Below are 25,246 nucleotides of genomic sequence, written 5' to 3'. Positions count from 1 at the left end.
CCCTATGGCGTATTAAGCCTTCACTTGCCGACAGGCAGAACCGGGAGGCGTCGCATGATCACCATTCTTCTCATCGTTCTGGTCATCTTGCTGATCGGCGCTTTGCCGAGTTGGCCCTATAGCTCTGGCTGGGGCTATTATCCGAGCGGTGGCCTCGGGCTCATTGTCGTCATCCTGCTGGTGCTGCTGCTGATGGGCAGACTTTGAGCATGGTCCCGGCGGCTCACCGATCTTCGCCGCAATACCAAGGTGAAAATTGAAACGAGCTGCCTCGCAGCGGATCGCTGCTCAGATTCTCATCCTCTCCATCGGTTTCACCGCGCTGGTCATCATTTCCGGCGCGACGGTGTGGCTTGTCCGCCAGTCCTATGAGGATTCGCGGTGGGCCACGCATTCGCAGCAGGTCCAGTCGGCATTGTTGCAACTGCAGCTGGCGATCCGCCGAGCGGAGAGCGGCCAGCGCGGTTACATGCTGACCTCGGACACCGACTATCTGAAGATCTACCAATCCAGCGCTGATGCCATCCCGAAGTATCTCGGCAATCTCCTGGAACTGGTAACGGACAACCCTGAGCAGGTAGCGCGAGCCCAGAGCATCGGAGCGATCGTCGAGGAAAAGCGGACCGAGCTTCGCCGCATCAACGATCTGCAGATTTCCGGCCAGACATCGAGCGCGCTCGACATTGTGCGTGACCCGGCCGGGCAAGCCATCATGGATCGCTTTGTCGAGGCAGCAACAACGTTCCGCGATGCCGAGAGCAAGCTGCTCGACCAGCGCAACGCGGTCTCGCGCACCACGAGTTTCCTGCTTCTGGGCGTCTCGCTGACAGGCATCGTGTTCTTGATCGTCCTGACAGGCGCGACGCTGGTTCTCCTGCGGCGGTTCACGTCTCGTCTCATCGCAGCCCAGACGGAGCTGGCGGAGGTCAATACGCATCTCGAGGAGAAGGTCGCTGAACGGACCGTCGATCTTACAGAGGCCAATGACGAGCTTCAGCGCTTCGCCTATATCGTCAGCCATGACCTACGCTCGCCGCTCGTCAACATCATGGGCTTCACCGGCGAGTTGGATGCCATCCGGCTGGATCTGATTGACGAGCAGGCGAAGAAGGCAGAGCCGGATCCGAGGCGAGCCGAGCTGCTTTCGGACTTTGAGGAAGCGCTCGGCTTCATCAAATCGTCCATCGGCAAGATGGATCGACTCATAAAGGCGATTCTCGATCTATCGCGCGCCGGTCGTCGCGATTTCTCCCCGCAGCCGCTCGATCTCGATGCAATTCTCGGCACGCTTCGCGATGCCCTCAGCCACCAGACGCAGGAGGTTGGGGCCGAAATCCGGATTGAGCCACTGCCCGGCATCGAGAGCGACCGCGTCGCGATCGAGCAGATCTTCTCGAACCTTCTCGACAATGCCGTCAAATATCTGCGCCGGGACGAGCCCGGCCGCATCGTCGTCAGCGCCGAGGAGAAGATCGGTTTCGCCGTGATCCGCGTCGCGGATAATGGCCGCGGCATCGACCCCGCGGACCGCGACCGCGTGTTCGAACTGTTCCGACGGGCAGGCATGCAGGACCGCCCTGGCGAGGGCATCGGTCTTGCCCATGTCCGCGCTCTGGTGCGGCGATTGGGCGGCAGCATCAAGCTCGACAGCGAGCCCGGCAAGGGCAGCACCTTTACGGTGATCCTGCCGAAGCGATGGAAAGTTTGATCCGGATATGCACTGCAAGATAAGAGCGTCGGCACCGGCCGGCTTAGCGAAGAAAGCGATGTTCAATGACTGATGCCAGTTCCGTGACGATCGTCATGATCGAGGACGACGAGGGCCATGCACGGCTGATCGAGAAGAACATCCGCCGCGCCGGTGTGAGCAACGAGATCAAGGCGTTCGCCGATGGCACCACCGCCCTCGACTTTCTGCTCGGACCGGACCGGTCCGGCACGGTGAGGAAGGGCGAGGCGATCCTCATCCTTCTCGATCTCAATCTTCCTGACATGACGGGCATCGACATATTGAAGGCGGTCAAGCTCAACCCGCATCTCAAGGCGACGCCGATCGTCGTGTTGACGACCACGGATGACCAGCGCGAGATCGAACGCTGCTATGAGCTCGGCGCGAGCGTCTATATTGTCAAACCGGTGAACTACGACAATTTCGCCCACGCGATCCGTCAGCTAGGCCTCTTCTTCTCCGTCATAAAGATCCCCGAGGCCCATTGATGGAATCATCCCCGGTCGTCCTGTATGTCGACGACGATCCTGGCCTTTGCCGACTCGCCGAGAAGGACTTGGCGCGGCATGGCTATGTCGTCGAGACAGCGACCGACGGGCTCACCGGTCTTGCCCGGATCGAACAAGGCGGCATCGATATCGTCGCGCTCGACCATCACATGCCGGGCAAGACGGGCCTTGAACTCATTCCGACGATTCGCGCCCTGCCGGAACCGCCCTCCATCGTCTATGTGACGGGAGAATCGCAGAGCAAGATCGCCGTGGCCGCGCTGAAGGCCGGCGCAGACGACTATGTCATCAAGGAACTGAATGGCGAGTTCTTTCCGCTGCTGCGCGCAGCACTGGCCTCGTCCCTCCACGCCCGCAAGCTGGAGCGCGGCCGCCGTGAGGCCGAAGCCGAGGTGCGCGCGGCGCGCGACCGCTTCCAGGCCCTCGCCGAAGAGCGGGCCGTCCTGATCCGCGAGATGAATCACCGCGTCGGCAACAGTTTGCAGCTGGTCGCCTCGCTTCTGAACATGCAGGCGTCCGCCAATCCGGATCCGGAGGTGAAGAGCGTTCTCGCCACCGCGGTTGGCCGCGTCCTGGCGGTCTCGCAGGTGCATCGGCGGCTTTACACGTCCGACGACGTGCACACTGTGTCGCTCGACCTCTATCTCGGCGGGTTGATAGAGGACCTCTCGCGCACGGTCGACGGAGAAGACAAAAGCGGACAGATATCGTTTCAGATCGATCCCGCCGAGATCCTCACCGATCGAGCTGTGGCCGTCGGCGTCATCATGACCGAGCTGGTGTTGAACGCCCTCAAATATGCCTATCCGGATCGAGACGGCACCGTTCGGGTCATCGGCCGGTCGGCGGGGCGGCGCTTCGCGCTCACGGTCGAGGATGACGGCATCGGGCCGGGCGAAAGCGGCAAGGCGGTCGGAACGGGCCTTGGACGGCGGATCATCCAGGCGCTGGCGACGAAGCTCGCGGCCGAGATCGAGCACGACGTCCAGCATCGCGGGACCCGCGTCACCATCCGTTTCGATAGCGACGAGCCGCAGAATCACGCCTGACGCGTTGAACCAATCCGCCAGTCGCGCGTTCTTGCAGCTCCGGGACCCGATCGCCCGGGTCACGGAGCGAGCCCATGCGACTATTCGAATGCCACGCGTGCAGCCATTGGCTGTCGTTCGAGGAAATGCAATGTGCCGGCTGCCAGCGTGAGCTCGGCTATGTGACCGATGAGGCGCATCTTCGCTCGCTCGACGCTGTCGGCCAGGATGTCGACGGGCGTCCGCTCTATGCCGCGCATCCAGGATCGGAGCCAGCCTTCCGTTTCTGCGCCAACCGGGCCTATAACGCCTGCAATTGGCTGGTGCCGTCAGAAAGCGCGGAAGAACTCTGTCTCTCCTGTCGCACGAACCTCACCATCCCCGACCTTTCGAGCCAACTCTTTGCCGAGCGCTGGCAGCATATCGAGATCGCCAAGCATCGGCTGATGTATAGCCTGCTGCGCCTCGGGCTGGCCATTCCCAACAAGGCTGACGATTCCATCGGCGGCCTGTCCTTCCAGTTCCTCGCTGACATGAACGACATGCGCGTCATGACCGGCCATGAGGACGGCATCATCACGATCAACATCGCCGAAGCCGACTCAGTCGAGCGGGAGCGGGCCCGGAGCTCCATGCACGAGCCTTATCGAACGCTGCTCGGCCATTTCCGGCACGAGATCGGCCATTATTATTGGGACCGCCTCGTGCGCGATGGCGGCCACCTTGACGAGTTCCGGAGCCTGTTCGGCGACGAGAGCTTCGACTATCAGGCAGCCCTGCAGCAGTATTATGCCGGAAACTATCCGCAGGATTGGCGGGAGCGCTTCGTCAGCCAATATGCCTCGGCGCATCCATGGGAGGATTTCGCCGAGACCTTCGCCCATTTCCTGCACATCGTCGACACGCTGGAGACCGCCTACGCCTTCGGTCTTCGCATCCGGCCGAAGCGGGCGGCCCAGCAGGAACTCGCTGCCACGATCGACTTCAACCCGTATGGCGACGTGCCGATCGAGTCGATCCTCGAGGCGTGGAAACCACTGACCGTCGCGGTCAACTCCCTCAACCGCAGCATGGGCCAGCCGGATCTCTATCCGTTCGAGCCCGGACCCGGTGTGCTCGAAAAGCTCGCCTTCATCGACCGCATCGTCCGCGGGCGGGACGTGCAGCTTCAGGCCGCTTGATCAAGGCGACGCCTTGGCGGTCTGCGGGACGGGCGGCGGCGCCGCCTGCAGATCGCGTCCGGCAGCCAGGATCGCCGCGTCTGTGCCGAGCGCCGTCGTCACGCTGCCACCCTTCTCGTTGAAGGGCGCACCCTTGAACTTGAGATCCTGCCACGGCCCGGTCGTGATGTTGATGCCGCGATAGACCAGTTCTCCGCCGACCCGCGACAGGTTCATGCCGCCCGACGATGCGCCGGTGGCATCGCAGTCGGAGCGATAGAACGAGGTCTTCTCGCTGGAGCGCGGGACCCGCATTACCTGGCAGCCCTGAACGACCGGGATCGAGCGATCGACGGTCTTCTCCATCGCGGCTGGATGCGCCGTCACGACAATGAGGTCGTCCCCGGCCCGAACCGGCGCATCGGGCGCCACCGGAAAGGGCGCGGCGCCCATGAGCGGCTCAGCCAGACGAACAATTGCATAATCATTGTTGGAGCCGGGCTTGGGACGCTTCGAGCCGAAGCGCGCATTGGCGTCATCAACCAGGAGGTCGATCATACGAGGCTCGCTCGCCTGATTCTTGAAGAAGCACTTCCAGCGCCGGCGCCCTGACGGCTCGAAGAAGACATGCGCCGCCGTCAGGATCTGGGAATTGTTCAGGAACAGCGCCGCCGAGCCAACCGACGGCGAAGGCGACAAGCAGCCGACATAGCCTGAGACCATGCGGACGCGATCGATCTCGGGTGACGAGAGGCCGAGGGCCGGGCCTAGCAAAAGCAGCGAATCGCGATCATCCTTGCCATTGATGATATTGATAGGAACCAAGTGGCGGGTCGATTCGATCCGCGGCTTCTGCGGAATGACGGGCTCGGCGCCGACGGCTGTGGCGAGGGTGACTAGCGATAGGATGAGGGCTGTGCGCATGGCTAGACGATGCCACGTCGCCGGGCTTACGTCACCCGGCATCCTGTCGCTGCCACGAACGGCAGGAAGTGCCGAACGCGAAACGTTTTGGCGGAGAATTGTATAGCGCGGCATGGATTTGCCTTGCCTGCCGGATATGAGCCGGCTCATCTGATACAAGATTGTCGGGGGACGAGTGCAGGTCAAATGTCGACGTTCGAGCTGAAAGCCTTCGGCTACTATGCCGACTTCGTGGTCTATCCGTTGGTGATCGCAGGCTTGGCCGTCGCGCCGGCCGTCTCGTCCCAATATGTGAACCCGCTTCACTGGATTGCCGCCTTCCTGAGCGGCATCTTCGTGTGGACGCTCGTCGAATATCTCGTTCACCGCTTCGTCCTGCACCATCTCGTCTATTTCCGCGATCTGCACGGCCTGCATCATCAGTCGCCCACGGCGCTGATCGGAACGCCCGTATGGATGAGCTTCGCGCTGCTGCTCGTCGGCGTCGTCCTGCCGTCCTGGTGGTTCTTCGGCTTCGATATCGGCAGCGGCTTCAGCGCCGGCATGATCACCGGCTATCTCGCCTACACCTTCGCCCACCACATCCTGCATCACTGGAAGATGACGCCGGGCACGTACCTTTACCGGCTGAAGCACAAGCACGCGCTCCATCATTTCCGGCATGAGGATGGCAATTTCGGCGTGACGTCGCTGTTCTGGGACTATGTGTTCGGCACAGCCGTCCGGAGCGCGCGCCAACGCGGCCGCGAATAGGCGCGCTCCGCGATGGACAGCTCCGCCTCAGACCTTGCGGCGGCGGGACTTGGCGAAGGTGTCGAAGGCCACGGCGAGCACGATGATGACGCCGATGATGATCTGCTGGATGTAGGACGACACATTCATCAAGACGAGGCCGTTCAGCAGGACGCCGATCAGCAGCGATCCCACGACCGTGCCAAAGATCGAGCCGACACCGCCGAACAGCGACGTGCCGCCAATGACCACGGAAGCGATGACGGTCAGTTCATATCCCGTGCCGGCCACGGCCTCGGCCGAATTGAGACGCGCGGCCAGCACGAAGGCGCCGAGCCCCGCGAAGAAGCCCATGATGACATAGACGCTGCAGATGACGCGGTTGACGTTCAGGCCCGAGAGCCGCGCCGCTTCCGGATTGCCGCCGACCGCATAAACCTGGCGGCCGTAGCGCGTGTAGCGCAGCACGATATGGGCAATCAGCGCGATGACGAGGAAGAGGATCACCGGTACCGGTACCGGCCCGATCTTGCCCTGCCCCCACCAGGTAAAGGCGCGATCGAAGCCCGAGATCGGGCCGCCGGCGGCGAATAGAAGCGCCGCGCCGCGAAACACCGACATGCCGCCCAGTGTTACGACGAAGGGCGGTACCTTGAGCCGGGTGATGGCGAGGCCCTGGATATAGCCACCGGCAAGGCCGATCGCGATCGCGGCAAGCGCGGCGAGCGGCCAGCCATAACCGATACCGCCCTCCCCGACCGTGAATCGATCCTGCAGGCCGCCCTTGGCCACCGCGGCGGCAACGAGGCCGGCGAAAGCCAGCAGCGAGCCGATCGAGAGATCGATACCCGCTGTCAGGATCACGAAGGTCATTCCGATAGCGAGGAGACCGGTGATCGACACCTGCCGCATGACGTTGAAAATGTTGATCGACGATAGGAACCGTGGCTCGAGGATCGTGAACACCGCCATCAGCACGACCAGGAACAGGAGCGGCGCAAATCGCGCGAGCAGGCCGAAGAGATCGACCCCGCCCGAATTGGGTCCCGTCGCTTTGCCCGCGTCGCTCATGCCGTCTCTTCCTCCAGATATTGTCTTGATGGGTTGGCGTGCCCGGTCAGGCCGCGCGTGTCGTTACGCCGAGCGTCATCATCGCCATGAGCTTTTCCTGCGTCGCATCCGCCCGCATCACCTCGCCGGTCACCCGACCTTCGCGCATGGTCACGATGCGGTCGGATACGGCCAGCACCTCAGGCAATTCAGACGAGATGGCAATGACGGCGATGCCGTTCCGCGCCATCTCGAACAGCAGATTGTGAACCTCGACCTTGGCGCCGACATCGATGCCGCGCGTCGGCTCGTCGACGATCAGCACCTTCGGCCGGAGCGCCAGCCAGCGCGCGAGCACAACCTTCTGCTGATTGCCGCCGGATAGATTTCCCACCGGCTGGTCGGGCCCGGCCATGCGGATGTTGAGCAGATTACGGAATTCCTCGACCATGCCGCGCTCCTTCCGCTCGTCGACGAAAATGCCGAAGAGAGAGAGGCGATCCAGCGCCGCGACCGACATATTGGTGCGGATCGCCTGCGATAGAAACAGCGCCTGCAGCTTGCGGTCTTCCGGCACCAGCCCAACCCCGTGGCGGATCGCGTCGCGCGGCGAGCGGATGTCGACCGGCTGCCCGTCTATGAGGACGCGGCCCTTGTCGAACGGGTCGGCTCCGAAAATCGCTCGCGCCGTCTCCGTCCGGCCTGCGCCGACGAGGCCGGCAATGCCGAGAATTTCACCGCGACGCACGAAGAGCGACACGTCCTTGAGTTCGGTTGCATGCGGGTCCTGCGCCGTGCGGCTGCGGGTCAGCCCCTCGACAGCCAGGGCGACCTCGCCTGCCTCGGTCGCCTCGCGATGAGCAAAGAGCGCCGTAAGCTCACGCCCGACCATCAGGCGGATGATGTCCTCGACCGTCACGTCGCGGACATGGCCAGCGCCGACATTGCGCCCGTCGCGCAGCACCGTGTAGCGATCGCAGATCTCGATCACCTCTTCGAGGCGGTGCGTCACGAAGATGACCGAGATACCATCGGCCTTCAGCTTGCGGACGATCGCAAAGAGCTTGTCGACCTCGGAAAGGCTGAGTGCGGAGGTCGGCTCGTCCATGACGATGAGCCGGGAATTCATCGATAGAGCGCGGGCGATCTCGACCATCTGCTGTTCCGCGACGGAAAGATCGCGAACCAGCGTCATCGGATTGCGGTCAAGGCCGATGCCGCGGGTGATCACCTGCGTCCGTGAGGCAAGCTCCGACCAGTTGACGAAGGGGCCCGGTCCGGGCTCGCGGCCGATGAACACGTTCTCGGCGATGCTCATGTCCGGGGCGAGCGTGAATTCCTGATAGATCGTGACAATGCCGGCCTGCTGGGCCGCGTGCGGATGGGCGAAGTTCACCGCCTTGCCGTCAAACACGATCGAGCCACGATCGGGGCCCTGCGCACCGGCGAGGATCTTGAGAAGTGTGGACTTGCCTGCCCCGTTCTCACCGAGCAGCGCGTGGATTTCGCCGGCTTTCACCTCGAGATCGACGCCGTCCAGCGCCTTGACGCCCGGAAAGCTCTTCGCGATGCCCGTCATCTGGAGCAGGGAATGCGCTTCGACGGCCATGCGAAACAAGCCTCGTCAATCAAATCGGATGGGAAAGGAAGATGGGAACCGACCGCCGATGCGGCCGGCTCCCGAAAGATGGATTACTTCACTTCGCCGAGACGCTCGGCGATGTTGAGGTTTTCCTTGGTGACCGCGACCGGGGTCAGCAGCGTCAGCGCCTGTTCCGGCTTCTTGCCGTCCTTGATGAAGGCGACGAGCGTATCGACGCCCATGGCCGACTGCTTGCCCGGGAACTGCTCGATGGTTGCGGTGAGACCACCATCACGCACCTGAGCAAGCGCTTCAGGAAGTGCATCGAAGCCGATGATGGCGATGCCCGAGAGGTTGCGGCCCTTGACCGCTTCCATCGCGCCGAGCGCCATGTCGTCATTGGCTGCGACGATGACCTTCGGCGGCTCTGCGAGGCCGGCCAGCGCGGCTTCCGTCACCGAAAGACCCTTGGCGCGGTCGAAACCGGCAGTCTGCTCGAAGACGACCTTGTACTTGTCGCCGGCCTTGTCGAGGACGTTGTGCAGGCCCTTGTTGCGATCGATCGCCGGCGAGGCGCCCGACTGGCCCTGCAGGTTCACGATGGTCGCGCCATCGGGATAAAGCTTCAGGATGAGTTCGCCCTGGGCCTCGCCGCCCTTCACATTGTCGGCGCCGATATGAGCAAGGATACCCTCGACCTGCGCGACGCGGCGATCGACGGTCACGACGGGAATGCCGGCCTCGACGGCCTGCTGCAGCGCCGGCGCCATGGCGTCGACTTCGTTCGGGCTGATCACGATGCCCTTGACGCCCTGCGTGATCGCCGCCTCGACGTCGGCGGTCTGCTTCGGCGAAGAAACCTGGCCGTCGCTCTCGATCACGGCGACGCCCTGCTTCTCGGCCTCGGCCTTGAAGGCATTCATCATGTGGACGAAGAACGGAAAGGTCAGACCCGGCACCGAGGCGAGGATCGTGATCTTCTCGTCAGCAGCGGCGGCCGGCGCCGGAACTGCGGACATGGCCGCGAACGCAATAGCGCTCGCGGCAAGGACGGACCTTGCGACTTTAGACATTCAAATTCCTCCCAAATGCCCTTCTTCGCGGGCTGGGGGGAGGATGGCGCAGGCGGCGCGCTCATGCAATCGGGATTCAATCGATTTATGCCGAAGCCCGACGCAATTCTGTCCGCGCCGGAACATCGCCGTCCCGAGGCCGCCTCCCGGTTGCAACAGGAAGGACGGCCCCGCCGAACCGGGCGCCTCAGGGCGTGATCGCAACCTTCAGCACGCCGTCACGCTGGTGCGAGAATAGGTCATAGGCCGCCTCGATATCGTCGAGCTTGAAGCGGTGCGTGACCAGCGGCTTCAGATCGACCCGTCCGGACGCGATCACGTCGATCAGCCGGCGCATCCGCTCCTTGCCGCCGGGGCAGAGCGTGGTGACGATCTTGTTGTCGCCGAGGCCGGCCGAGAAGGCGCCGAGCGGGATCTTGAGATCGGTCGAATAGACGCCGAGGCTGGATAGCGTGCCGCCGGGCCGCAGGACCTTCAGCGCCGATTCGAACGTATTCTGCGTGCCGAGCGCCTCGATCGCCACATCGACGCCGCGGCCATCGGTCAGCGCCATGATCTGCTCGACCGGATCGCCCTGCTTGAAGTCCACCACGTCGCTGGCACCGAGTTTCTTGGCGATCGCGAGCCGCTCCGGCACGGTGTCGACGCCGATGATCCGCGTCGCGCCCTTGAGCTTGGCCCCCGCCACCGCGCAAAGCCCGATCGGGCCCAGCGCGAACACCACGACATGATCGCCGATCTTCACCGCGCCGCTCTCGGCGCCGGAAAAACCCGTCGACATGATGTCCGGGCACATCAGCACTTCTTCGTCGGTCAGTTCGTCCGGCACCGGTGCGAGATTGGCGAGGGCATCCGGAACCAGCACATACTCGGCCTGTGCGCCGTCGATCGTGTTGCCGAACTTCCAGCCGCCCATCGCCTTGAAGCCGTGCTTGGTGCCCGGCCCATCCTGCGAACCACAGCCGCAAAGGCACGCATAGGAATAACCGCTGGGCGTGATGGCACCCGCGATCACCCGCTGGCCCTCGCGATAGCCGGTAACGGCCGAACCGAGTTTCTCGATGACGCCGACCGGCTCATGGCCGATCGTCAGCCCCCGTGCGACCGGATATTCGCCCTTGAGGATGTGAACGTCCGTCCCGCAGATCGTCGTCGTCGTGACCCGGATCAGCGCATCGAGCGGACCGACCTCGGGGATCGGCTTTTCGTCGAGCACGATGCGTCCGGGCTCGACAAAGATGGCGGCTTTCATCTTGGGCATGGCACGTTTTCCTCCATGGCATGAACGGAGCGAGGGCTCCGAAAAGCGTCGGGAAGACAGTGCCGGACCGATGATCAGGGCGCCTTGATATCGATCAAGCCCGCAACCTTAGCGTGGACGGAATGCCGCGTAACCGCCATCGGCGTCGTAGAGATAGTCGAACCCGTAGAGCAGGTGGAAGCCCGTATTGACGAAGGAGCGCTTGTCGGAAGCGCTCAGGAAAATACGGGAGGGAGCCAGCCGGGACGCGGGATCGCCGACCGTGAAGCTGTAGAGCGGCTGGCTGGCCTCGGCACTGCCCAGGCTGATCGCAACGGAAGTGCCGTCCGGCAAGGGCTTGGCTGGGATTTGGGACGGCGGGGCGCTCATGTACATGTCACCGACGCCGGTATCCATCAGCATGGAGCCGCAGGCTGGCGGCGTAGTGCCGGCGAGCGAGATGCAGGCCGGAATGCCGGCCCAGTCATCGACTTCGTCCATCTTGATGAGTTTCACGAAGCGGAAGGCGCCGTCCGTATTCTCGGGGGTGAGACCAATCTGAATGCCCTCTGTCGTGATGACATAGCCTTGGCGCTGTTTGGCATCCGGTGGGAGTTGCATCAGCGGATTCTTGTCGCGCGTGCTCTGCGCCTGCGCGTCCCGCTCACGGCCGAAGCCAATGCCGATCATCGCAGTATGGCGAGGATCATCGCTCGGCTCGCAGCGCCGCGCCGTTTCCGTGCAGGCGATCTTCGTGATGGCCAGCACGGGCATCGGCGCGGTCGTCACCGAATTGCCGTTTCCACCGATGAGGGTAATCGGCGTCGTGACCCATTTGCCGAGCATGATGCGGCCCGAACTCGTATAGGTCAGCTTGCCATCGCCAAGCACGGGCAATTGGTCGAAATTCGGTATCAGAGCCGCCGCTACCACGACGCCCGTCGAACCCGTATCGAGCGTCGCCGAAATCGTCCGGCCGCCAAACGAAAGCCCGATATGCGGACTGCGCGTGATCTCGCCGTCCCGCGCGTTCAGAAAGCGCAGAAACGTGGACTGGCTGAAAGCCGAATAATCCGGCCTCGTTACCTCCTGCGCCAACGCCGAACCGGCAAGAATCAGCGACGCCGCCAGGGTGACTTGCCGAACAGCATTCATCGGGCTCAGCCCTGCTTCGGTAGATAATGGCTGATCGTGTGGGCGAGGCCCGGCGCCGTCAGCGTCTGCAGCCAGACGCGCCCCGGCCCCGTCAGCTTGGCCATGAAGAAGTCGCCGGTGGCGAAGAAGGTGCTGCGGACGCCGCGCATGGCCGTGATCTCGAACGAGACCTGCTCGTCGAACAGACCGACATGGCCGGGATGGACGTGAATCGACTGGCCAGCTTGGAGGTCGTATTTCACGATCTCGCCGCCCAGTTCGACGAAGGCCTTGCCCTCCCCCGCAATCTTCTGCAGCACGAACCCATCGCCGCCGAAGACGCCAGCCCCGAGATTTTGCTGCAACGCGCTCGAGACGACGATCCCCGACGTGCCACACAGGAAGCCATGCCGGTGCACCATATAGGCACCGTGGCCGACATCGATTTCGATGATCTCGCCGGGCAGATGCGCGGCGAAGCCGACCATGCCAGGTCCGTTTTCGGCGCGCATTTCGGTCATCACGATGCCGGCGCCGGAAACGGCGCGGCTGACGAGCCCGAAAAGGCCCCCGCCTCCGGCAGCCGCTACGGATGTATGGAGGGTCACCCCTCCCGTGATCCAGGAGAGCTGCTCGGGGACGCCGACAACGGCTTCCCCGGAAGCAAGCTCGATCTCCAGAACAGGAAGAACGGTGCCGATGATCTTGGTCTGCATGCTCGAACTCCAAGCCCCAACAAGGATACGCCACCTTAGCCGGAACGGCTTAACGTCCGCTTGGACAGTTCAATACAAATGCAAGAAACGCGAAATCACCCACCGGATGGCTAAAGACCGCGCATCAGCTTTGGCAGGATCGAGGGAGAGGATGCGCGTGACAAGAAGCGCCAGTTTGACGTCAATGAAAGCTCGGTCGCCTATCCGCCACGCTGGATGGCCGCAGGGCGCGGCGATGGATTCCGGTCAGGCTTCGGCAGGCGGCATGGCGTGCGAGCTCATGAGCTTCCTCGACGCACCGAGCATGGCGGTCGTCGCCGCATTCGTCAGGACGTTCACGATCGTCAACGCAGGATCGACGATCGGGTCGATTGCCACCAACAGGATGATCGCGACCTCCACTGGAAGCCCGAGCGGAATGAGGATCAACGAGATCATCGACAGTGCGGCCGCGCCGGGAGCTCCCGAGGCCGCGGCCCCGGCGAGGATCGAGGCGACGAGAACGAAGGCGATCTGGCCCGCGTCGAGATGGACCCCGTAGAGATTGGCGAGGAACATCGTGGCGATCGCGAAATGAAACACGGAGCCCGGCGGATTCAACGTGATCCCGAGGGGCATGACGAGATCGACGACGTTGCGATCGATGCCGAGGTCTCGCTTCAGGCCGCGTAATGCCGCCGGCACCGCCGCAAAACTGCTCGACGTGCCGAAGGCCACGAATACCGCCTCCCTCAGCGCCGAGACCGACCTCCAGATGCTGCCCCCTGTGCGCCACCAGATGACCAGGTAGGCAATCACGATCAATGCCAGACATCCGGCATAAATGAGCAACACGAGCCGGGTCATCGCGATGAGGATAGGCACGCCGATAGCGGAGATCTGGCTGTAGGCGAGGCAAAACAAACCAAAAGGCAGGGCATACATCAGCCAGCCGATGATCTTGATGAACGCATCGTAGAGGCTCTCGAAGAGCCCAATCGCGCGTTCCGATTTTTCCTTGTCGATCGAGCCGAGGGCCACGCCGAACAAGACTGCGAAGAAGAGGATCGCCAGCATGTTGCCACTGCTGAGCGCGACGAAGATGTTGTCGGGGACGATTCCGACGGCCATGTCCACGATGCTCGCAGAACCGCCCGACTGCAGCGTTTGTCCCGTCGCCTCCGCGCGCGCGATCACCTCGCCGATCACCTGCCGGGCCTGCTGCTGCAGTTCGGCGCCGGGCTGGCCCCATTCGCCAAGGACCAGACCCATGCCCCCGGCCAGCGCCATTCCGAGCGCCATCAAGACCAACAGGCGCGCCACATAGCGTCGCGCCGATCCATCGGAAAACAGCTTTCCGAGGCTGGTGACTACCGCCGTGAACAGGAGCGGGATGACGCACATCTGCAGGAGGCGCAGATAGACATGGCCAATGGGCTCGATGAGCGGCGTGCCGCCCTTGTCCACCCACCCATAGAAGCCGCCCAACGCCATGCCGGCAAAGACACTGAGCGGATGCCGGAGGATGGCGCGCAAGGCGCGGCTCGCCGCTTCAGTCATTGGTGAGAAGCCGATCGCCGGAATAGAGGTAGGTCTTGAGAAGGGTCGCTAGCTGGCCATTCGCCTCCATCTTGTCGAGATAGAGATCGACCCAGGCCTTGAGGTCCACATCGCCCTGTTGCACGGCGATGGCAATCGGATCGGGATGGCCGACAAGATGGTATGGCCGAAGCTCCAGCGAGCCCGCCGGGTCGGCGAGCCGCCAGTTTCCGATTTCGATCTCGTCATAAAGGAGCGCGACCAGCCTGCCGCTTTTCACCGCCGCCAGCATCGGGTCCCAGCTGTCGAATTCGACAGCCTGGGCCGTCGGGAAGTCCTCCTTGAGGAAGCCGACATAGGATGTGCCCCCGATCACCCCGATGTGGGAGACTGGGTCATCGAGCAGTCTGGGAACAGGCGCGCCCGCCTTCGCGCCGCGAGCTCCGGCGACAAGCTGACCAAGCTCAAGGCGGTTGATCAGCAGAAATTGCCTAACGCTCACATAGCTGCGGCTAAAGCTCACGCGCATGGCTCGCTCCAGCGTGTTGCTGAGCAAGCTGACGGCTATATCGGCGCGGCCCGTCACAACCTCGTCGATGACGCCGTCGAACGTGGTCGCGGATCTGTCGAAGACGACCCGGACGCCGAGCTTGGCAGCGATACCCCCCGCCAGCATCGGGTCGATGCCGACAAGCGCGCCTTCCGCGTTGGCATAGAAAAACGGAGGCACGTCCTCGGCGAACATCGCCACAGTCAGTACTCCCTTCTGGCGAATGCGCTCGATCCCCGAAGCGGCAGCAGTGCTCGACACCGCAAGGACCGGGACAAGCGCCAGTATTGCGAACAGGACCGATCGCCAGCGTGGGAAGGCTATCATGAAAGTCTCAGAACATATCGGCGCGGACTCGCAACGAGGCGGCAGAGTCGCATGAAACAAGCTTAGTCATACCGATCACCGGCTGCGACCCCACTAAACAGGGGATATGCCAAGCGCCGCCAGCTCCCTGTCCGGCGCTAGCGGACGGCCCACAGCCCCATCGCATAGGCGACGGGCGCGAAAACCAGCCGCTGAAACTGCATCACCCGGAAGATGGTGCCGGCCATCCGCACAGGATCCTCCGGCCGTGTCGACGTGGATATCCGGAATGCACGGGATCAGTAGCATCACCTGCCCCCCGAAGCACCAAGAGCCCGTTTTAGGCGGAAACAGCGCGTCTCACGCCGTCTCACGTTCCCGCAACGTTCTTCTGCGCCGATCCATATCAGACTGATTTCATGGAGGAAATTTGGTGGGTGCACTAGGGATCGAACCTAGGACAAGCTGATTAAGAGTCAGCTGCTCTACCAACTGAGCTATGCACCCGCCGCGCAGCGGCGCTAGGCCGTGCGGAACGAGGCGGTGTTTAGCAAAGCGAACCGGGCCTGTCCAGCCTCGATTGACGATCGCCTGTGCAAATCTCGCCGCGACGCGCCTCGCTCCTCGCTTCCTGTCATTTCGACGTCATTCGAACGGGCTAATGCCCTCTGGCACCTACCGAATCTCCGACAGACAGAAGCAGATTGGAAAACCCATGCTGAACCCAATGCTGCGCGGCGTTCTCGCCGCGACGCTGCTCGCCGGAACCGCCCTCGCCTCCGAGGCGGCGGAAAACTTCAATCGTATCGCGACATTTCATGTCGTCGACAATCTGCCGGCCGGGGCCGACGCCGCCAAGGCTACGGTTGCCGAAATCATCACCGCGACCGCCGACGGCAATACGCTCGTCTACACCGATAGCCCCGGCAACCGCCTCGGTATTATCCACATCACCGACCCGAAGGCCCCGAAGCCGGCCGGTGCGGTCGCGCTGGGCGGCGAGCCGACCTCGACCGTCGTCGCGGGAGGCCTCGCGCTCGTCGGCGTCGTGACGTCGAAATCCAAGGCCGAGCCGTCGGGCCATCTGGCCGTGGTCGATCTCGCGACCAAGGCCGTGACCGCAACCTGCGATCTCGGCGGCCAGCCCGATTCGCTGGCGAAGAGCCCGGACGGCAAGTTCCTCGCCATCGCGATCGAGAACGAGCGCGACGAGGAACTCAACGACGGCGCCCTGCCCCAGCTTCCTGCCGGCAATCTGACGCTGTTCTCGCTCGGCGCCGACGGCTCGGTCGACTGCACGACGAGAAAGGTCGTCGACGTCACCGGCCTTTCCGGTGTTACGCCGGAGGATCCGGAGCCCGAATTCGTCGATTTCAACGATGCGGGTCAGGTCGTGCTGACCCTGCAGGAGAACAACGCGATCGCCATCGTCGATGCGGCGAGCGGCAAGATCGTGAAGGACTTTTCCGCCGGCACCGTCGATCTCGACGGCATCGACGTGAAGAAGGACGGCGTCATCGACCTTTCCGGCAAGATGGAAGGCGTCGCGCGCGAGCCGGACGGCGTGCAGTGGATCGATGCGGACCGCTTCGTCACGGCGAATGAAGGCGACTGGAAGGGCGGCAGCCGCGGCTTCACGATCTTCAAGGCTGACGGCAGCGTCGATTATGACAGCGGCACCGCCTTCGAATACGAGACGGTGCGCCTCGGCCATTATCCCGAGAAGCGCAACAAGAAGGGCAACGAGCCGGAAGGCGCCGAGGTCGCGACCTTCGGCAATGATCGCCTGATCTTCATCGGCTCGGAGCGCGCCTCGCTGGTCGGCGTCTACAAGGACGAGGGCGCCGGGAAGGCGCCGACCTTCCTGCAGGCCCTGCCCGGCGGCATCGGCCCGGAAGGCCTGCTAGCGATCCCGGACCGCAATCTGTTCGTGACCGCGGCGGAGAACGATCTGCGCGAGGACGGCCTGATCGGCTCGGTCGTGACGATCTATGAGCGCTCCGACGCCCCGGCGGCCTATCCGTCGATCGTCTCCGCCGACAAGGACGGCAAGCCGATCGGCTGGGCCGCGCTTTCGGGCACGGTCGGCGACGCCAAGACGCCGGGCAAGCTCTACGCCGTCATCGACAGCGCGCAGTCGATCGGCCGCATCCTGACAATCGACGCTACGCAGACGCCAGCCCTGATCACGGAAGAGCTCGTTGTGACCAAGGACGGCAAGCCGGCAGCCAATCTCGACCTCGAGGGCATCGCGCTTGCCTCCGACGGCGGCTTCTGGCTCGCATCCGAGGGCAACCCGGAGCGCGAGAAGAACAAGACGCAGTCGACGCTCTACCATGTCGATGCGAAGGGCGAGGTGGTCGAGGAGATTGCCCTGCCCGAGGCTCTCGCCGCCAACGCCACGCGCTTCGGCTTCGAGGGCGTCACGGTGACCGGCTCGGGCGCCGACGAGACCGTCTGGCTCGCCGTTCAGCGGGAATGGAAGGGCGATCCGAAGGGCTTTACCAAGCTGCTTGCCTACAAGCCGGCGACCAAGGAATGGGCTGCGGTCCACTACCCGCTCGACAAGGCACAGAAGGGCTGGGTTGGCCTCTCCGAGCTGACTTCCGTGCCGGGCGGCTTCGTCGTTATCGAGCGCGACAACCAGGTAGGGCGCGATGCGGCAATCAAGAAGCTCGTCTTCGTGCCGATGGCCGGCGTCACCCCCGCCCCGCTCGGCGGCGAACTGCCGAAGGTCGAGAAGAAGGATCTCGCGGACCTGCTGCCGGCTCTGGCGGCGCCGAAGGGCTATGTGCTCGACAAGGTCGAGAGCTTCGCGATCGACGCGGACGGCAATGCCTTCGTGATCACCGACAATGACGGCGTCGACGACCATTCCGGCGAGACGCAGTTCATCCGCCTCGGCAAGATCGCCCTGCCGATGTGATCGCCGGATACCCGACTGAAACGAGAAAGGGCCGCGTCGTCGACGCGGCCCTTTTTCATATGCGTAATCGAAGTTGCCTTATCAGGCGCTGGCGGCCTGTGCGTGCTGGCGCTGGCGCTTCACGGCGATCTTGTTGACGGCGGAGATGTAGGCCTTCGCCGAGGCGACCATCGTGTCCGGATCGGCGCCGCGGCCAGTGACGGACTTGCCGTCCTCCTCGAGCCGCACCGAAACCTCGGCCTGCGCGTCGGTTCCTTCCGTGACGGCGTGCACCTGGTAGAGCGACATCTTGGCTTCATGCGGCACGATCGCCTGGATCGCGTTGAACGTCGCATCGACCGGGCCATTGCCGGTCATCTCCTTGGTGACGTGCGTGCCCTCGACATCCAGCGTGATGATCGCCTTGGCGGGGCCGCCCGTGCCGGCGATGACCGTCAGCGCCAGGACGCGGATCGTCTCGCCGGCCACGGCGACGCCGTCGCCAACCAACGCCTCGATATCCTCGTCATAGACATGCTTCTTGCGGTCGGCGAGGTCCTTGAAGCGCTTGAACGCGTCTTCCAGCGCGTTCTCGCCCAACTCATAGCCGAGCTCGCGCAGCTTCTCGCGGAAGGCATGGCGGCCTGAATGCTTGCCCATGACCAGCGAGGTGGCTTTCACGCCGACGCTCTCCGGCGTCATGATCTCGTAGGTCTCGGCATTCTTCAGCATACCGTCCTGGTGAATGCCGCTCTCATGGCTGAAGGCATTCCGTCCGACGATGGCCTTGTTGTACTGCACCGGGAAGGCTGAGACGGCCGAAACCAGCTTGGAGGCGCGGGTCAGCATCGTCGTCTCGACATCTGTGCGATAGGCGTAATAGTCACCGCGCGTGCGGATCGCCATCACCACCTCTTCCAGCGCCGCATTGCCGGCGCGTTCGCCGAGGCCGTTGATCGTGCACTCGATCTGCCGCGCACCGCCAGCGACACCCGCCAGCGAATTGGCAACCGCCAAGCCCAGATCATCATGGCAATGGGTCGAGAAGATCGCCTTGTCGGAATTGGCCACACGCTCGATGACCGTGCGGAACATCGACGCATATTCGTCGGGAACGGCATAGCCGACCGTGTCCGGCAGGTTGATCGTGGTCGCGCCGGCCTTAATCGCCGCGTCGACGCAGCGGATCAGATATTCGATCGGCGTGCGGGTCGCGTCCATCGCCGACCACTCGACGTCATCGACGAGGTTGCGCGCCTGCGCCACCGTTGCCGAGATGATGTCGAGGACCTGCTCCTCGCTCTTCTTCATCTGGTGCGCCAGATGGATCGGCGAGGTCGAGACGAAGGTATGGATGCGCGGGCGCTTGGCGACGCGCACGGCCTCGCCGGCGCGGATGATATCGCCGGAAATGGCACGGGCCAGACCGGCGATGGTCACGTCCGGCCCGGCTCTCCGGGCGATCTCCTGCACAGCCTCGAAATCGCCCTGGCTGGCGATCGGGAAGCCGGCCTCGATCACGTCGACGCCCATGGCTTCGAGCAGCTCGGCGACTTCCAGCTTTTCCTCATAGGTCATCGAGGCGCCTGGGCATTGTTCACCGTCGCGCAGCGTCGTGTCGAAAATGACGATCTTGTCCTTGGACGAGGTGTCAGCGGTGGTGGAACCAGTAGTGGTCATCGGGTGGGTCTTTCTTCGAGCAGTCGGCTCATGGAGCTTCGGACTGCGAGCCTTGGTCGGTCTGCTGGTCGGCTCATCCCCTGAAGGCCCGGTCGCGTGCGACCAGTCGGCGCTCAGGGGCAGCTAAGAAGAAGGAGGCCGTCGCGGGAGGCAGGCGCGGGCGCACGACCGCGCCCGCAGGACAGAGGTCCCGCCAAAGGCATGATCGATGAAACCCAAACGCTCATATCGACTCCGAAAGACCGGGCACCAGGCCACGACCCTCTGTCCACGAAGGACGTGAGCACTCTTAACAATCCTGACCGCCAAAAGGCAAGCCCATACGCGGGCCTGCGATCACAGAGGTCCCCGCGGGTGGCTCAGTTGAAGACGATCACCGCAACAGCCATGGCCAGCAAGGCGCTGAGCCCGCTCGCCGGTCCGATGATCTTCAGCCGCTCGCCGCGTGACGGATCGCCGGTTCGCCGGATCTGCGCATAGATGGCATGGTGCCAGCCATTGAGCCCCGTCAGGATCAGCACGAAGACGATCTTCAGCCAGAATAGGCCCGGCAGGTTCTGCGGCCCGCCATAGACACTCCAGATCAGGATGAGACCAGTGATCCAGAGAATGACGAGGCCGTAGGCGGATATCTTGGCGAAGGCCGGCGGCAGGCGCTTCAAGGCCGCCGCCCCTTCCGCGCTGGCGCCCGATGCGAAGCGCATGGTCACCGCGGAACCGATACCGCCGGCGAAACCCATGACGAGGCCGACGAAATGCAGAAACAGCAACACGACGTTCATGCGATCCCCCCATGCTGGAACTGTTCCAGCTTAGCACGAGGTCACCGTCAGACGTAGAGCGTCCCACGCGCGATGATGACCGCGTCGCCACCGATGCGCACGGCGCGGAGGTGACCTTCGGCGATGTCGATCTCAAGGTCGATCAGGCTCGGGCGACCCATTTCGAAGCCCTGCTCGATCGTCAGGCGATGCGAGCCGGATGTCGGCTGGTCGAACTTCTGGACGACACCGGCGAAGGCAGCCGCGGCAGACCCGGTCGCCGGATCCTCGACGAAAGCCGGCGCGCGCCAGAACATGCGGCCGTGAAAGGCGCGGAGCAGTCCTTCGGTTTCACGCGTGTATAGATAGACCGACGTCTTGGCGGGGAAGGCATCGGCCCAATATTGCGGCAACGGCACGACGCTCGCGATCGCCGCGAGATTTCGCACCGGAACGAAGCAATAGGGCACGCCGGCCGTGAAGGCGGAAATCTCGTGGTTCTCGAAGCCGATCTCCGAAGCGGCAAGCCCGAGCGCCGCTGCGGCGCGTTCCCGGTCCAGGCGAACGTCCAAGGGCCGGGCCAGTTCGGGCGCGTCGAAGATTGCATGGCCCGAACGCTCGCCGTCGAAAGCGACCACGCAGCGGATCGGGCCGACATTCTCCTCAAGCAGCAGCATCACGTCCGACACTCCGGGTGTGGCGCCGCGATCCTCGATCGCCAGAAGCACAGCGGTTCCCACCGTCGGGTGACCGGCGAAGGGCAATTCGCTGGCCGGCGAGAAGATGCGCAGCCTGGCGCGATGACCCGGCCGTTCGGCGGGAAGGACGAACACGGTCTCGGCCAGATTGAACTCCGCGGCGATCGCCTGCATCTGCGCGTCGTCCAGTCCGCCGGCATCCAGCACAACGGCCAACTGGTTGCCCGCAAGCGGCGCGTCCGAAAACACGTCGAGGATGGCATAGGGTCGGGACATCAAGAACCTCGTCAAGGACCGATCGCCGCCCCTGATAGCACAGCGCCTCTGTGACCGTCGCCATAGCAATGCAAACGTTTCGAACCTAACTGAACGTTCAGCAGCCGTTCAGGTGAACCGAGCTAGAACGGAACCAAGGATCGTCCGATGAACCTTCGAAACGACGACCATCCGGTCGCGATCACCTGGTTCGAGGTGAACGGGACGAAGGTCAGAAGGCAGTCTTATGACACCCATGAAGACGATGGTTTCTTCACTCCGCCGCCTTGGACTTGATGCAAACTTGGATTGCTCGGTTCCGGCAGGATCAAAGCAAAGGAGACTGGCCATGAAGCGTATCGCTTCTCTTGCTCTCGCAGCGATACTGGGATTCTCAGCCGTCGCCGCGACGACCGTTGACGCATCGGCGCAATGGCGCGGCGGCCCCGGTTGGGGCGGCGGGCCAGGCTGGCAAGGCGGTCCCGGTTGGCGTGGTGGCCCGGGCTGGCGCGGCGGCCCGCCTCGCGGCGGCTGGGGTGGCCCGGGTTGGGGCGCGCGCCCCGGCTGGGGACCCGGATGGCGTGGCGGCTATTGGGGCGGTGGCCCGCGCTATTATGGCGGCTGGTACGGCAATCCCGGCGCTGCGGCGGCAGCTGGCGCGATCATCGGCCTCGGTGTCGGCGCGGCGATCGCCAACAACAATAATGGCGGGTATGAAGTCGCACCGCCCTATGGCGCGACCGGCTGGCGCGAGCACGTTGCCTTCTGCGAAGGCCGCTACCGCAGCTACAACCCGTCAACCGATACCTTCACCGGCTATGACGGCCGCGCCTATCGCTGCGTCGGCCCGTAGTCGTTCGGCATGACGGCAATATAAAGAAGCCCCGCGGGATCGCTCCCGCGGGGCTTCGTTTCATGTGACGGTCCGGCTTAGTTGCGCGCCTTGTCGACCAGCTTGTTCTTGCCGATCCACGGCATCATGCCGCGCAGCTTCTCGCCGACTTCTTCGATCTGGTGGCGATCATTGTTGCGACGGATCGCCTTGAAGCGGGCGGCGCCGGCGCGATATTCCTGCATCCAGTCCGAGGTGAACTTGCCGGTCTGGATGTCGTTCAGGACGCGCTTCATCTCGGCCTTGGTCTCCGAGGTGATGATGCGCGGGCCCGAGACATATTCGCCCCACTCGGCCGTGTTCGAGATCGAGTAGTTCATGTTGGCGATGCCGCCCTCATAGATGAGGTCGACGATCAGCTTCACCTCGTGCAGGCACTCGAAATAGGCCATCTCGGGGGCATAGCCCGCCTCGACCAGCGTCTCGAAGCCGGCACGGATCAGCTCGACCAGGCCGCCGCAGAGCACGACCTGCTCGCCGAACAGATCGGTCTCGCATTCTTCCTGGAACGTCGTCTCGATGATGCCCGAGCGTCCGCCGCCGACGCCGCAGGCATAGGAGAGCGCGAGCTCGAGCGCGTTGCCGGAAGCGTCCTGCGCCACCGCGACGAGGCACGGCACGCCGCCACCCTTCTGATATTCGCCGCGCACGGTGTGGCCCGGGCCCTTCGGCGCGATCATGACGACGTCGACGGTCTTCTTCGGCTCGATCAGCGCGAAGTGAACGTTAAGGCCATGGGCGAAGGCGATCGCCGCGCCGTCGCGGATATTCGGCGCGATTTCGTTCTTGTAGATGTCGGCCTGGAGCTCGTCCGGCGTCGCCATCATCATCAGATCGGCCCACTTCGCCGCTTCCGGCACCGACATGACCTTGAAGCCATCGGCCTGGGCCTTGAGCGCGGTCGTCGAACCGGGGCGGAGTGCCACGGCGACGTTTTTCGCGCCCGAATCCTTCAGATTGAGCGCATGGGCCCGGCCCTGGCTGCCATAGCCGATGATGGCGACATTCTTCGCCTTGACCAGGTTCAAATCGGCATCACGATCGTAATAAACGCGCATAGCTTTGTCCTTTCATCCCGTCCGTTCGTTTCCCGCGCCGGTCCTCTCCGGGACCGGTCCGGTCGTTCGTTCAGCGCCGAAGAGGCGCAGAAACTGATCGATCGCCCGCTGCGCCTGCGCAGCCGGGTCTTCCGCGCCTTCGCCGTCACCGAGCAGCAGGCGCACATGCATGTCGCGCACGATGAGGCCGTAAAGCGTGCGGTAGGCCTCGCGCGTATCGTCGTATTCGAGCAGCCGGGCGCGGCGGCCCTCCTCCAGCAGCGAGGAAAGCCGCGCTTCGATCGGCCGCCTGCCATGGTCCAGCACCAGCCTGCCAAGCTGCGCCTCGTCCCGCCGCGCCTGCCCGATCGCGAGCCGGTTCAGCGCCAGCGAGACGTCGCCGGCCAGGACCCGCAGCAGATTGGCGGCGATGCCAATGAGCTGGCCGCGAAGCGCCGCCTGCCCGCTCGCACCCGATGGCCGGGGCTCGGCGCGAACCTTGCCCGCCTGGAAGGTGATCATCGCGGCAAGCAACCCGTCGCGATCGCCAAACCACTTATAGAGGCTCTCCTTGGAACAATTCGCCGCCCGCGCGACACCGGCGGTGGTCAGCGCCTTCTCACCACCCTCGACGAGCAGGGAGAGCGCGCTTTCGAGCACGGCGTTCTGGCGGGGGGAGTAGGCACCCGCCTCGGCCCCAGTGGGCTCGGCCGGATCCATCCGGGTCGCTGTAACGGCGCTGTTCATATCCGCCCGAGGCTTGACCGTGTCAAGCTGCATTGCAGCGTACCGTACCGTACGGTTCGGAGCTTGATAGCGCCCCGTCAGGGAGGCGTCAAGCTGATGAACGCGTGTTCGGGCGGCCGTTAGTCGCCGTCCGGCGCCCATTCCCCGCCGCTACCGTGATAAGTCTCCACATGAAGACGGAAAGACTGCCCACACGTTGAGCAACCGAAACGATAGTCGAGCAAATCGACCCAGGGACCATGAGGGTCGACGGCCTGGAACGGTGTCAGACTTGCTGACACAGCGCCCGGATTCTGGGTCAAGATGCCATCGCTCAGTGCGCCCTGCACCCTCGTTGCTACCCGGGTCAGTTCACCGGGCGTGCGTATGAGCTGCGGTATCGATAGTTGCTCACAACGGGCGCAGGACACTCAAGATCTCCCAATCGATCGGCCCGCACATGAAAGCGATTGGAAAGCAAGCAAACCGCCCTCACATCGCTTCCGGCCCACGCACGATCGCCGCGACGCCGGTGCGCGAGACTTCGACGAGGCCGAGCGGCTGCATCAGCACGATGAACTGGTCGAGCTTGTCGGTCTTGCCGGTCAGTTCGAACACGAAGCTCTCCGTCGTCGCGTCGATGACGCGAGCGCGGAAGGCTTCGGCAAGGCGAAGCGCCTCGCTGCGGTGATCACCGACGCCGCGAACCTTGATCAGCAACAATTCGCGCTCGATCGCCTTGCCGCTGACGGTCAGGTCGATGACGCGGTGGACGGGCACCATGCGCTCAAGCTGCGCCTTGATCTGCTCGATCACCTGGGGCGAACCGCTGGTGACGACCGTGATGCGCGAGCGATGGCGCTCGTGCTCGGTCTCCGAGACAGTCAGGCTGTCGATATTATAGCCGCGCCCCGAGAACAGGCCGATGACGCGGGCTAGAACGCCCGGCTCGTTGTCGACAAGCACCGAGAGCGTGTGGGTCTCGACGGCGTCCTTGCCTTCCTTGATCGCGTAGACGGATCCGGGCTGCATGGTATTTTC

At 63.8% G+C, this 25,246-nt stretch carries 23 protein-coding genes and 1 tRNA gene; 8 read left to right on the top strand and 16 right to left on the bottom strand.

Annotated elements, in window-relative coordinates:
- Positions 1-54: 54 nt before the first annotated feature.
- The 5 genes from OSH05_RS21020 (at position 55) to OSH05_RS21000 (ending at position 4,447) form a co-directional block, all read left to right on the top strand.
- Positions 55-207 (top strand): DUF3309 family protein, encoded by a 153-nt coding sequence (locus OSH05_RS21020; protein WP_104217726.1) that lies wholly within the window; start codon positions 55-57, stop codon positions 205-207.
- A 49-nt stretch (positions 208-256) separates the two neighbouring features.
- Entirely contained in the window at positions 257-1,708 is a 1,452-nt protein-coding gene (locus OSH05_RS21015) for a sensor histidine kinase (RefSeq protein WP_104217727.1), read from the top strand.
- A gap of 65 nt (positions 1,709-1,773) precedes the next feature.
- Positions 1,774-2,217, top strand: coding sequence for a response regulator (locus OSH05_RS21010; RefSeq protein ID WP_165801479.1), 444 nt, complete (start codon positions 1,774-1,776; stop codon positions 2,215-2,217).
- Positions 2,217-3,287: a sensor histidine kinase gene (locus OSH05_RS21005; RefSeq protein WP_323181476.1), complete on the top strand. Its 1,071-nt coding sequence runs from the start codon at positions 2,217-2,219 to the stop codon at positions 3,285-3,287. The genes OSH05_RS21010 and OSH05_RS21005 overlap by 1 nt, the downstream gene beginning before the upstream one ends.
- Positions 3,288-3,361: 74 nt before the next feature.
- Entirely contained in the window at positions 3,362-4,447 is a 1,086-nt protein-coding gene (locus OSH05_RS21000) for a zinc-binding metallopeptidase family protein (protein ID WP_104217729.1), read from the top strand.
- On the opposite strand, the gene OSH05_RS20995 is transcribed toward OSH05_RS21000, so the two are convergent.
- On the bottom strand, positions 4,448-5,350 hold the full coding sequence (locus OSH05_RS20995) for a trypsin-like serine peptidase (protein WP_165801480.1): 903 nt from the start codon (positions 5,348-5,350) through the stop codon (positions 4,448-4,450).
- 186 nt (positions 5,351-5,536) lie between these two features.
- Between OSH05_RS20995 and OSH05_RS20990 the strand changes: the two genes are divergently transcribed.
- The gene (locus OSH05_RS20990) at positions 5,537-6,103 is read left to right on the top strand and encodes a sterol desaturase family protein (RefSeq protein ID WP_165801481.1); all 567 of its coding nucleotides are present in this window, start codon (positions 5,537-5,539) and stop codon (positions 6,101-6,103) included.
- 27 nt (positions 6,104-6,130) lie between these two features.
- Here OSH05_RS20990 and OSH05_RS20985 read toward each other — a convergent pair whose 3' ends face one another.
- From OSH05_RS20985 to OSH05_RS20945, 9 genes are all read right to left on the bottom strand, one after another.
- On the bottom strand, positions 6,131-7,153 hold the full coding sequence (locus OSH05_RS20985; RefSeq protein WP_104217731.1) for an ABC transporter permease: 1,023 nt from the start codon (positions 7,151-7,153) through the stop codon (positions 6,131-6,133).
- A gap of 46 nt (positions 7,154-7,199) precedes the next feature.
- The gene (locus OSH05_RS20980) at positions 7,200-8,741 is read right to left on the bottom strand and encodes a sugar ABC transporter ATP-binding protein (RefSeq protein ID WP_104217732.1); all 1,542 of its coding nucleotides are present in this window, start codon (positions 8,739-8,741) and stop codon (positions 7,200-7,202) included.
- Positions 8,742-8,824: 83 nt separating this feature from the next.
- Positions 8,825-9,733 carry a substrate-binding domain-containing protein gene (locus tag OSH05_RS20975; RefSeq protein ID WP_266352903.1) on the bottom strand — a complete coding sequence of 303 codons (909 nt, stop codon included), beginning with the start codon at positions 9,731-9,733 and terminating at the stop codon, positions 8,825-8,827.
- A 241-nt stretch (positions 9,734-9,974) separates the two neighbouring features.
- A complete protein-coding gene (locus OSH05_RS20970; RefSeq protein WP_104217734.1) occupies positions 9,975-11,048 on the bottom strand; it encodes an NAD(P)-dependent alcohol dehydrogenase in 1,074 nt (357 codons plus the stop codon).
- A gap of 108 nt (positions 11,049-11,156) precedes the next feature.
- Entirely contained in the window at positions 11,157-12,182 is a 1,026-nt protein-coding gene (locus OSH05_RS20965; RefSeq protein ID WP_266352901.1) for a patatin-like phospholipase domain-containing protein, read from the bottom strand.
- Between the two features lie 5 nt (positions 12,183-12,187).
- Complete coding sequence (locus OSH05_RS20960; protein WP_104217735.1) at positions 12,188-12,877, bottom strand: AIM24 family protein; 690 nt, start codon at positions 12,875-12,877, stop codon at positions 12,188-12,190.
- Positions 12,878-13,123: 246 nt separating this feature from the next.
- Positions 13,124-14,416 carry a dicarboxylate/amino acid:cation symporter gene (locus OSH05_RS20955; protein WP_104217736.1) on the bottom strand — a complete coding sequence of 431 codons (1,293 nt, stop codon included), beginning with the start codon at positions 14,414-14,416 and terminating at the stop codon, positions 13,124-13,126.
- Positions 14,409-15,272, bottom strand: a complete 864-nt coding sequence (locus OSH05_RS20950) for a substrate-binding periplasmic protein (protein WP_104217737.1) — start codon at positions 15,270-15,272, stop codon at positions 14,409-14,411. Before OSH05_RS20950 ends, OSH05_RS20955 begins: the two co-directional genes overlap by 8 nt.
- Before the next feature lie 410 nt (positions 15,273-15,682).
- A tRNA-Lys gene (locus tag OSH05_RS20945) sits at positions 15,683-15,758 on the bottom strand.
- Between the two features lie 208 nt (positions 15,759-15,966).
- On the opposite strand from OSH05_RS20945, the gene OSH05_RS20940 reads away from it, so the two are divergent.
- Positions 15,967-18,177, top strand: a complete 2,211-nt coding sequence (locus tag OSH05_RS20940) for an esterase-like activity of phytase family protein (protein WP_104217738.1) — start codon at positions 15,967-15,969, stop codon at positions 18,175-18,177.
- 81 nt (positions 18,178-18,258) lie between these two features.
- On the opposite strand, the gene OSH05_RS20935 is transcribed toward OSH05_RS20940, so the two are convergent.
- From OSH05_RS20935 to OSH05_RS20925, 3 genes are all read right to left on the bottom strand, one after another.
- Complete coding sequence (locus OSH05_RS20935; RefSeq protein ID WP_104217739.1) at positions 18,259-19,836, bottom strand: 2-isopropylmalate synthase; 1,578 nt, start codon at positions 19,834-19,836, stop codon at positions 18,259-18,261.
- Between the two features lie 359 nt (positions 19,837-20,195).
- Positions 20,196-20,618 (bottom strand): hypothetical protein, encoded by a 423-nt coding sequence (locus OSH05_RS20930; RefSeq protein WP_104217740.1) that lies wholly within the window; start codon positions 20,616-20,618, stop codon positions 20,196-20,198.
- 47 nt (positions 20,619-20,665) lie between these two features.
- Positions 20,666-21,571 (bottom strand): PhzF family phenazine biosynthesis protein, encoded by a 906-nt coding sequence (locus OSH05_RS20925; protein ID WP_104217741.1) that lies wholly within the window; start codon positions 21,569-21,571, stop codon positions 20,666-20,668.
- 328 nt (positions 21,572-21,899) lie between these two features.
- Between OSH05_RS20925 and OSH05_RS20920 the strand changes: the two genes are divergently transcribed.
- Positions 21,900-22,403, top strand: a complete 504-nt coding sequence (locus OSH05_RS20920) for a BA14K family protein (protein WP_104217742.1) — start codon at positions 21,900-21,902, stop codon at positions 22,401-22,403.
- A 77-nt stretch (positions 22,404-22,480) separates the two neighbouring features.
- Here the strand turns inward: OSH05_RS20920 and ilvC are convergent, their stop codons facing one another.
- From ilvC to ilvN, 3 genes are all read right to left on the bottom strand, one after another.
- Entirely contained in the window at positions 22,481-23,500 is a 1,020-nt protein-coding gene (ilvC, locus tag OSH05_RS20915; protein WP_104217743.1) for a ketol-acid reductoisomerase, read from the bottom strand.
- Between the two features lie 12 nt (positions 23,501-23,512).
- The gene (locus OSH05_RS20910) at positions 23,513-24,199 is read right to left on the bottom strand and encodes a TetR/AcrR family transcriptional regulator (RefSeq protein WP_104217744.1); all 687 of its coding nucleotides are present in this window, start codon (positions 24,197-24,199) and stop codon (positions 23,513-23,515) included.
- Between the two features lie 498 nt (positions 24,200-24,697).
- On the bottom strand, positions 24,698-25,237 hold the full coding sequence (gene ilvN / locus OSH05_RS20905; RefSeq protein WP_104217745.1) for an acetolactate synthase small subunit: 540 nt from the start codon (positions 25,235-25,237) through the stop codon (positions 24,698-24,700).
- Between the last annotated feature and the right edge of the window lie 9 nt (positions 25,238-25,246).

Origin of the sequence: Kaistia algarum, assembly GCF_026343945.1 — a bacterium.
Classification (GTDB): domain Bacteria; phylum Pseudomonadota; class Alphaproteobacteria; order Rhizobiales; family Kaistiaceae; genus Kaistia; species Kaistia algarum.
The sequence above is the reverse complement of the archived record's forward strand: the minus strand, read 5'-3'. Positions and strand labels throughout refer to the sequence as shown.

Coding starts and splice junctions, on each gene's coding strand:
- OSH05_RS21020 (WP_104217726.1), top strand. CDS start 55: ATGATCACCATTCTTCTCATCGTTCTGGTCATCTTGCTGATCGGCGCT.
- OSH05_RS21010 (WP_165801479.1), top strand. CDS start 1,774: ATGACTGATGCCAGTTCCGTGACGATCGTCATGATCGAGGACGACGAG.
- OSH05_RS21005 (WP_323181476.1), top strand. CDS start 2,217: ATGGAATCATCCCCGGTCGTCCTGTATGTCGACGACGATCCTGGCCTT.
- OSH05_RS21000 (WP_104217729.1), top strand. CDS start 3,362: ATGCGACTATTCGAATGCCACGCGTGCAGCCATTGGCTGTCGTTCGAG.
- OSH05_RS20995 (WP_165801480.1), bottom strand. CDS start 5,350: ATGCGCACAGCCCTCATCCTATCGCTAGTCACCCTCGCCACAGCCGTC.
- OSH05_RS20990 (WP_165801481.1), top strand. CDS start 5,537: ATGTCGACGTTCGAGCTGAAAGCCTTCGGCTACTATGCCGACTTCGTG.
- OSH05_RS20985 (WP_104217731.1), bottom strand. CDS start 7,153: ATGAGCGACGCGGGCAAAGCGACGGGACCCAATTCGGGCGGGGTCGAT.
- OSH05_RS20980 (WP_104217732.1), bottom strand. CDS start 8,741: ATGGCCGTCGAAGCGCATTCCCTGCTCCAGATGACGGGCATCGCGAAG.
- OSH05_RS20975 (WP_266352903.1), bottom strand. CDS start 9,733: ATGTCCGCAGTTCCGGCGCCGGCCGCCGCTGCTGACGAGAAGATCACG.
- OSH05_RS20970 (WP_104217734.1), bottom strand. CDS start 11,048: ATGCCCAAGATGAAAGCCGCCATCTTTGTCGAGCCCGGACGCATCGTG.
- OSH05_RS20965 (WP_266352901.1), bottom strand. CDS start 12,182: ATGAATGCTGTTCGGCAAGTCACCCTGGCGGCGTCGCTGATTCTTGCC.
- OSH05_RS20960 (WP_104217735.1), bottom strand. CDS start 12,877: ATGCAGACCAAGATCATCGGCACCGTTCTTCCTGTTCTGGAGATCGAG.
- OSH05_RS20955 (WP_104217736.1), bottom strand. CDS start 14,416: ATGACTGAAGCGGCGAGCCGCGCCTTGCGCGCCATCCTCCGGCATCCG.
- OSH05_RS20950 (WP_104217737.1), bottom strand. CDS start 15,272: ATGATAGCCTTCCCACGCTGGCGATCGGTCCTGTTCGCAATACTGGCG.
- OSH05_RS20940 (WP_104217738.1), top strand. CDS start 15,967: ATGCTGAACCCAATGCTGCGCGGCGTTCTCGCCGCGACGCTGCTCGCC.
- OSH05_RS20935 (WP_104217739.1), bottom strand. CDS start 19,836: ATGACCACTACTGGTTCCACCACCGCTGACACCTCGTCCAAGGACAAG.
- OSH05_RS20930 (WP_104217740.1), bottom strand. CDS start 20,618: ATGAACGTCGTGTTGCTGTTTCTGCATTTCGTCGGCCTCGTCATGGGT.
- OSH05_RS20925 (WP_104217741.1), bottom strand. CDS start 21,571: ATGTCCCGACCCTATGCCATCCTCGACGTGTTTTCGGACGCGCCGCTT.
- OSH05_RS20920 (WP_104217742.1), top strand. CDS start 21,900: ATGAAGCGTATCGCTTCTCTTGCTCTCGCAGCGATACTGGGATTCTCA.
- ilvC (WP_104217743.1), bottom strand. CDS start 23,500: ATGCGCGTTTATTACGATCGTGATGCCGATTTGAACCTGGTCAAGGCG.
- OSH05_RS20910 (WP_104217744.1), bottom strand. CDS start 24,199: ATGGATCCGGCCGAGCCCACTGGGGCCGAGGCGGGTGCCTACTCCCCC.
- ilvN (WP_104217745.1), bottom strand. CDS start 25,237: ATGCAGCCCGGATCCGTCTACGCGATCAAGGAAGGCAAGGACGCCGTC.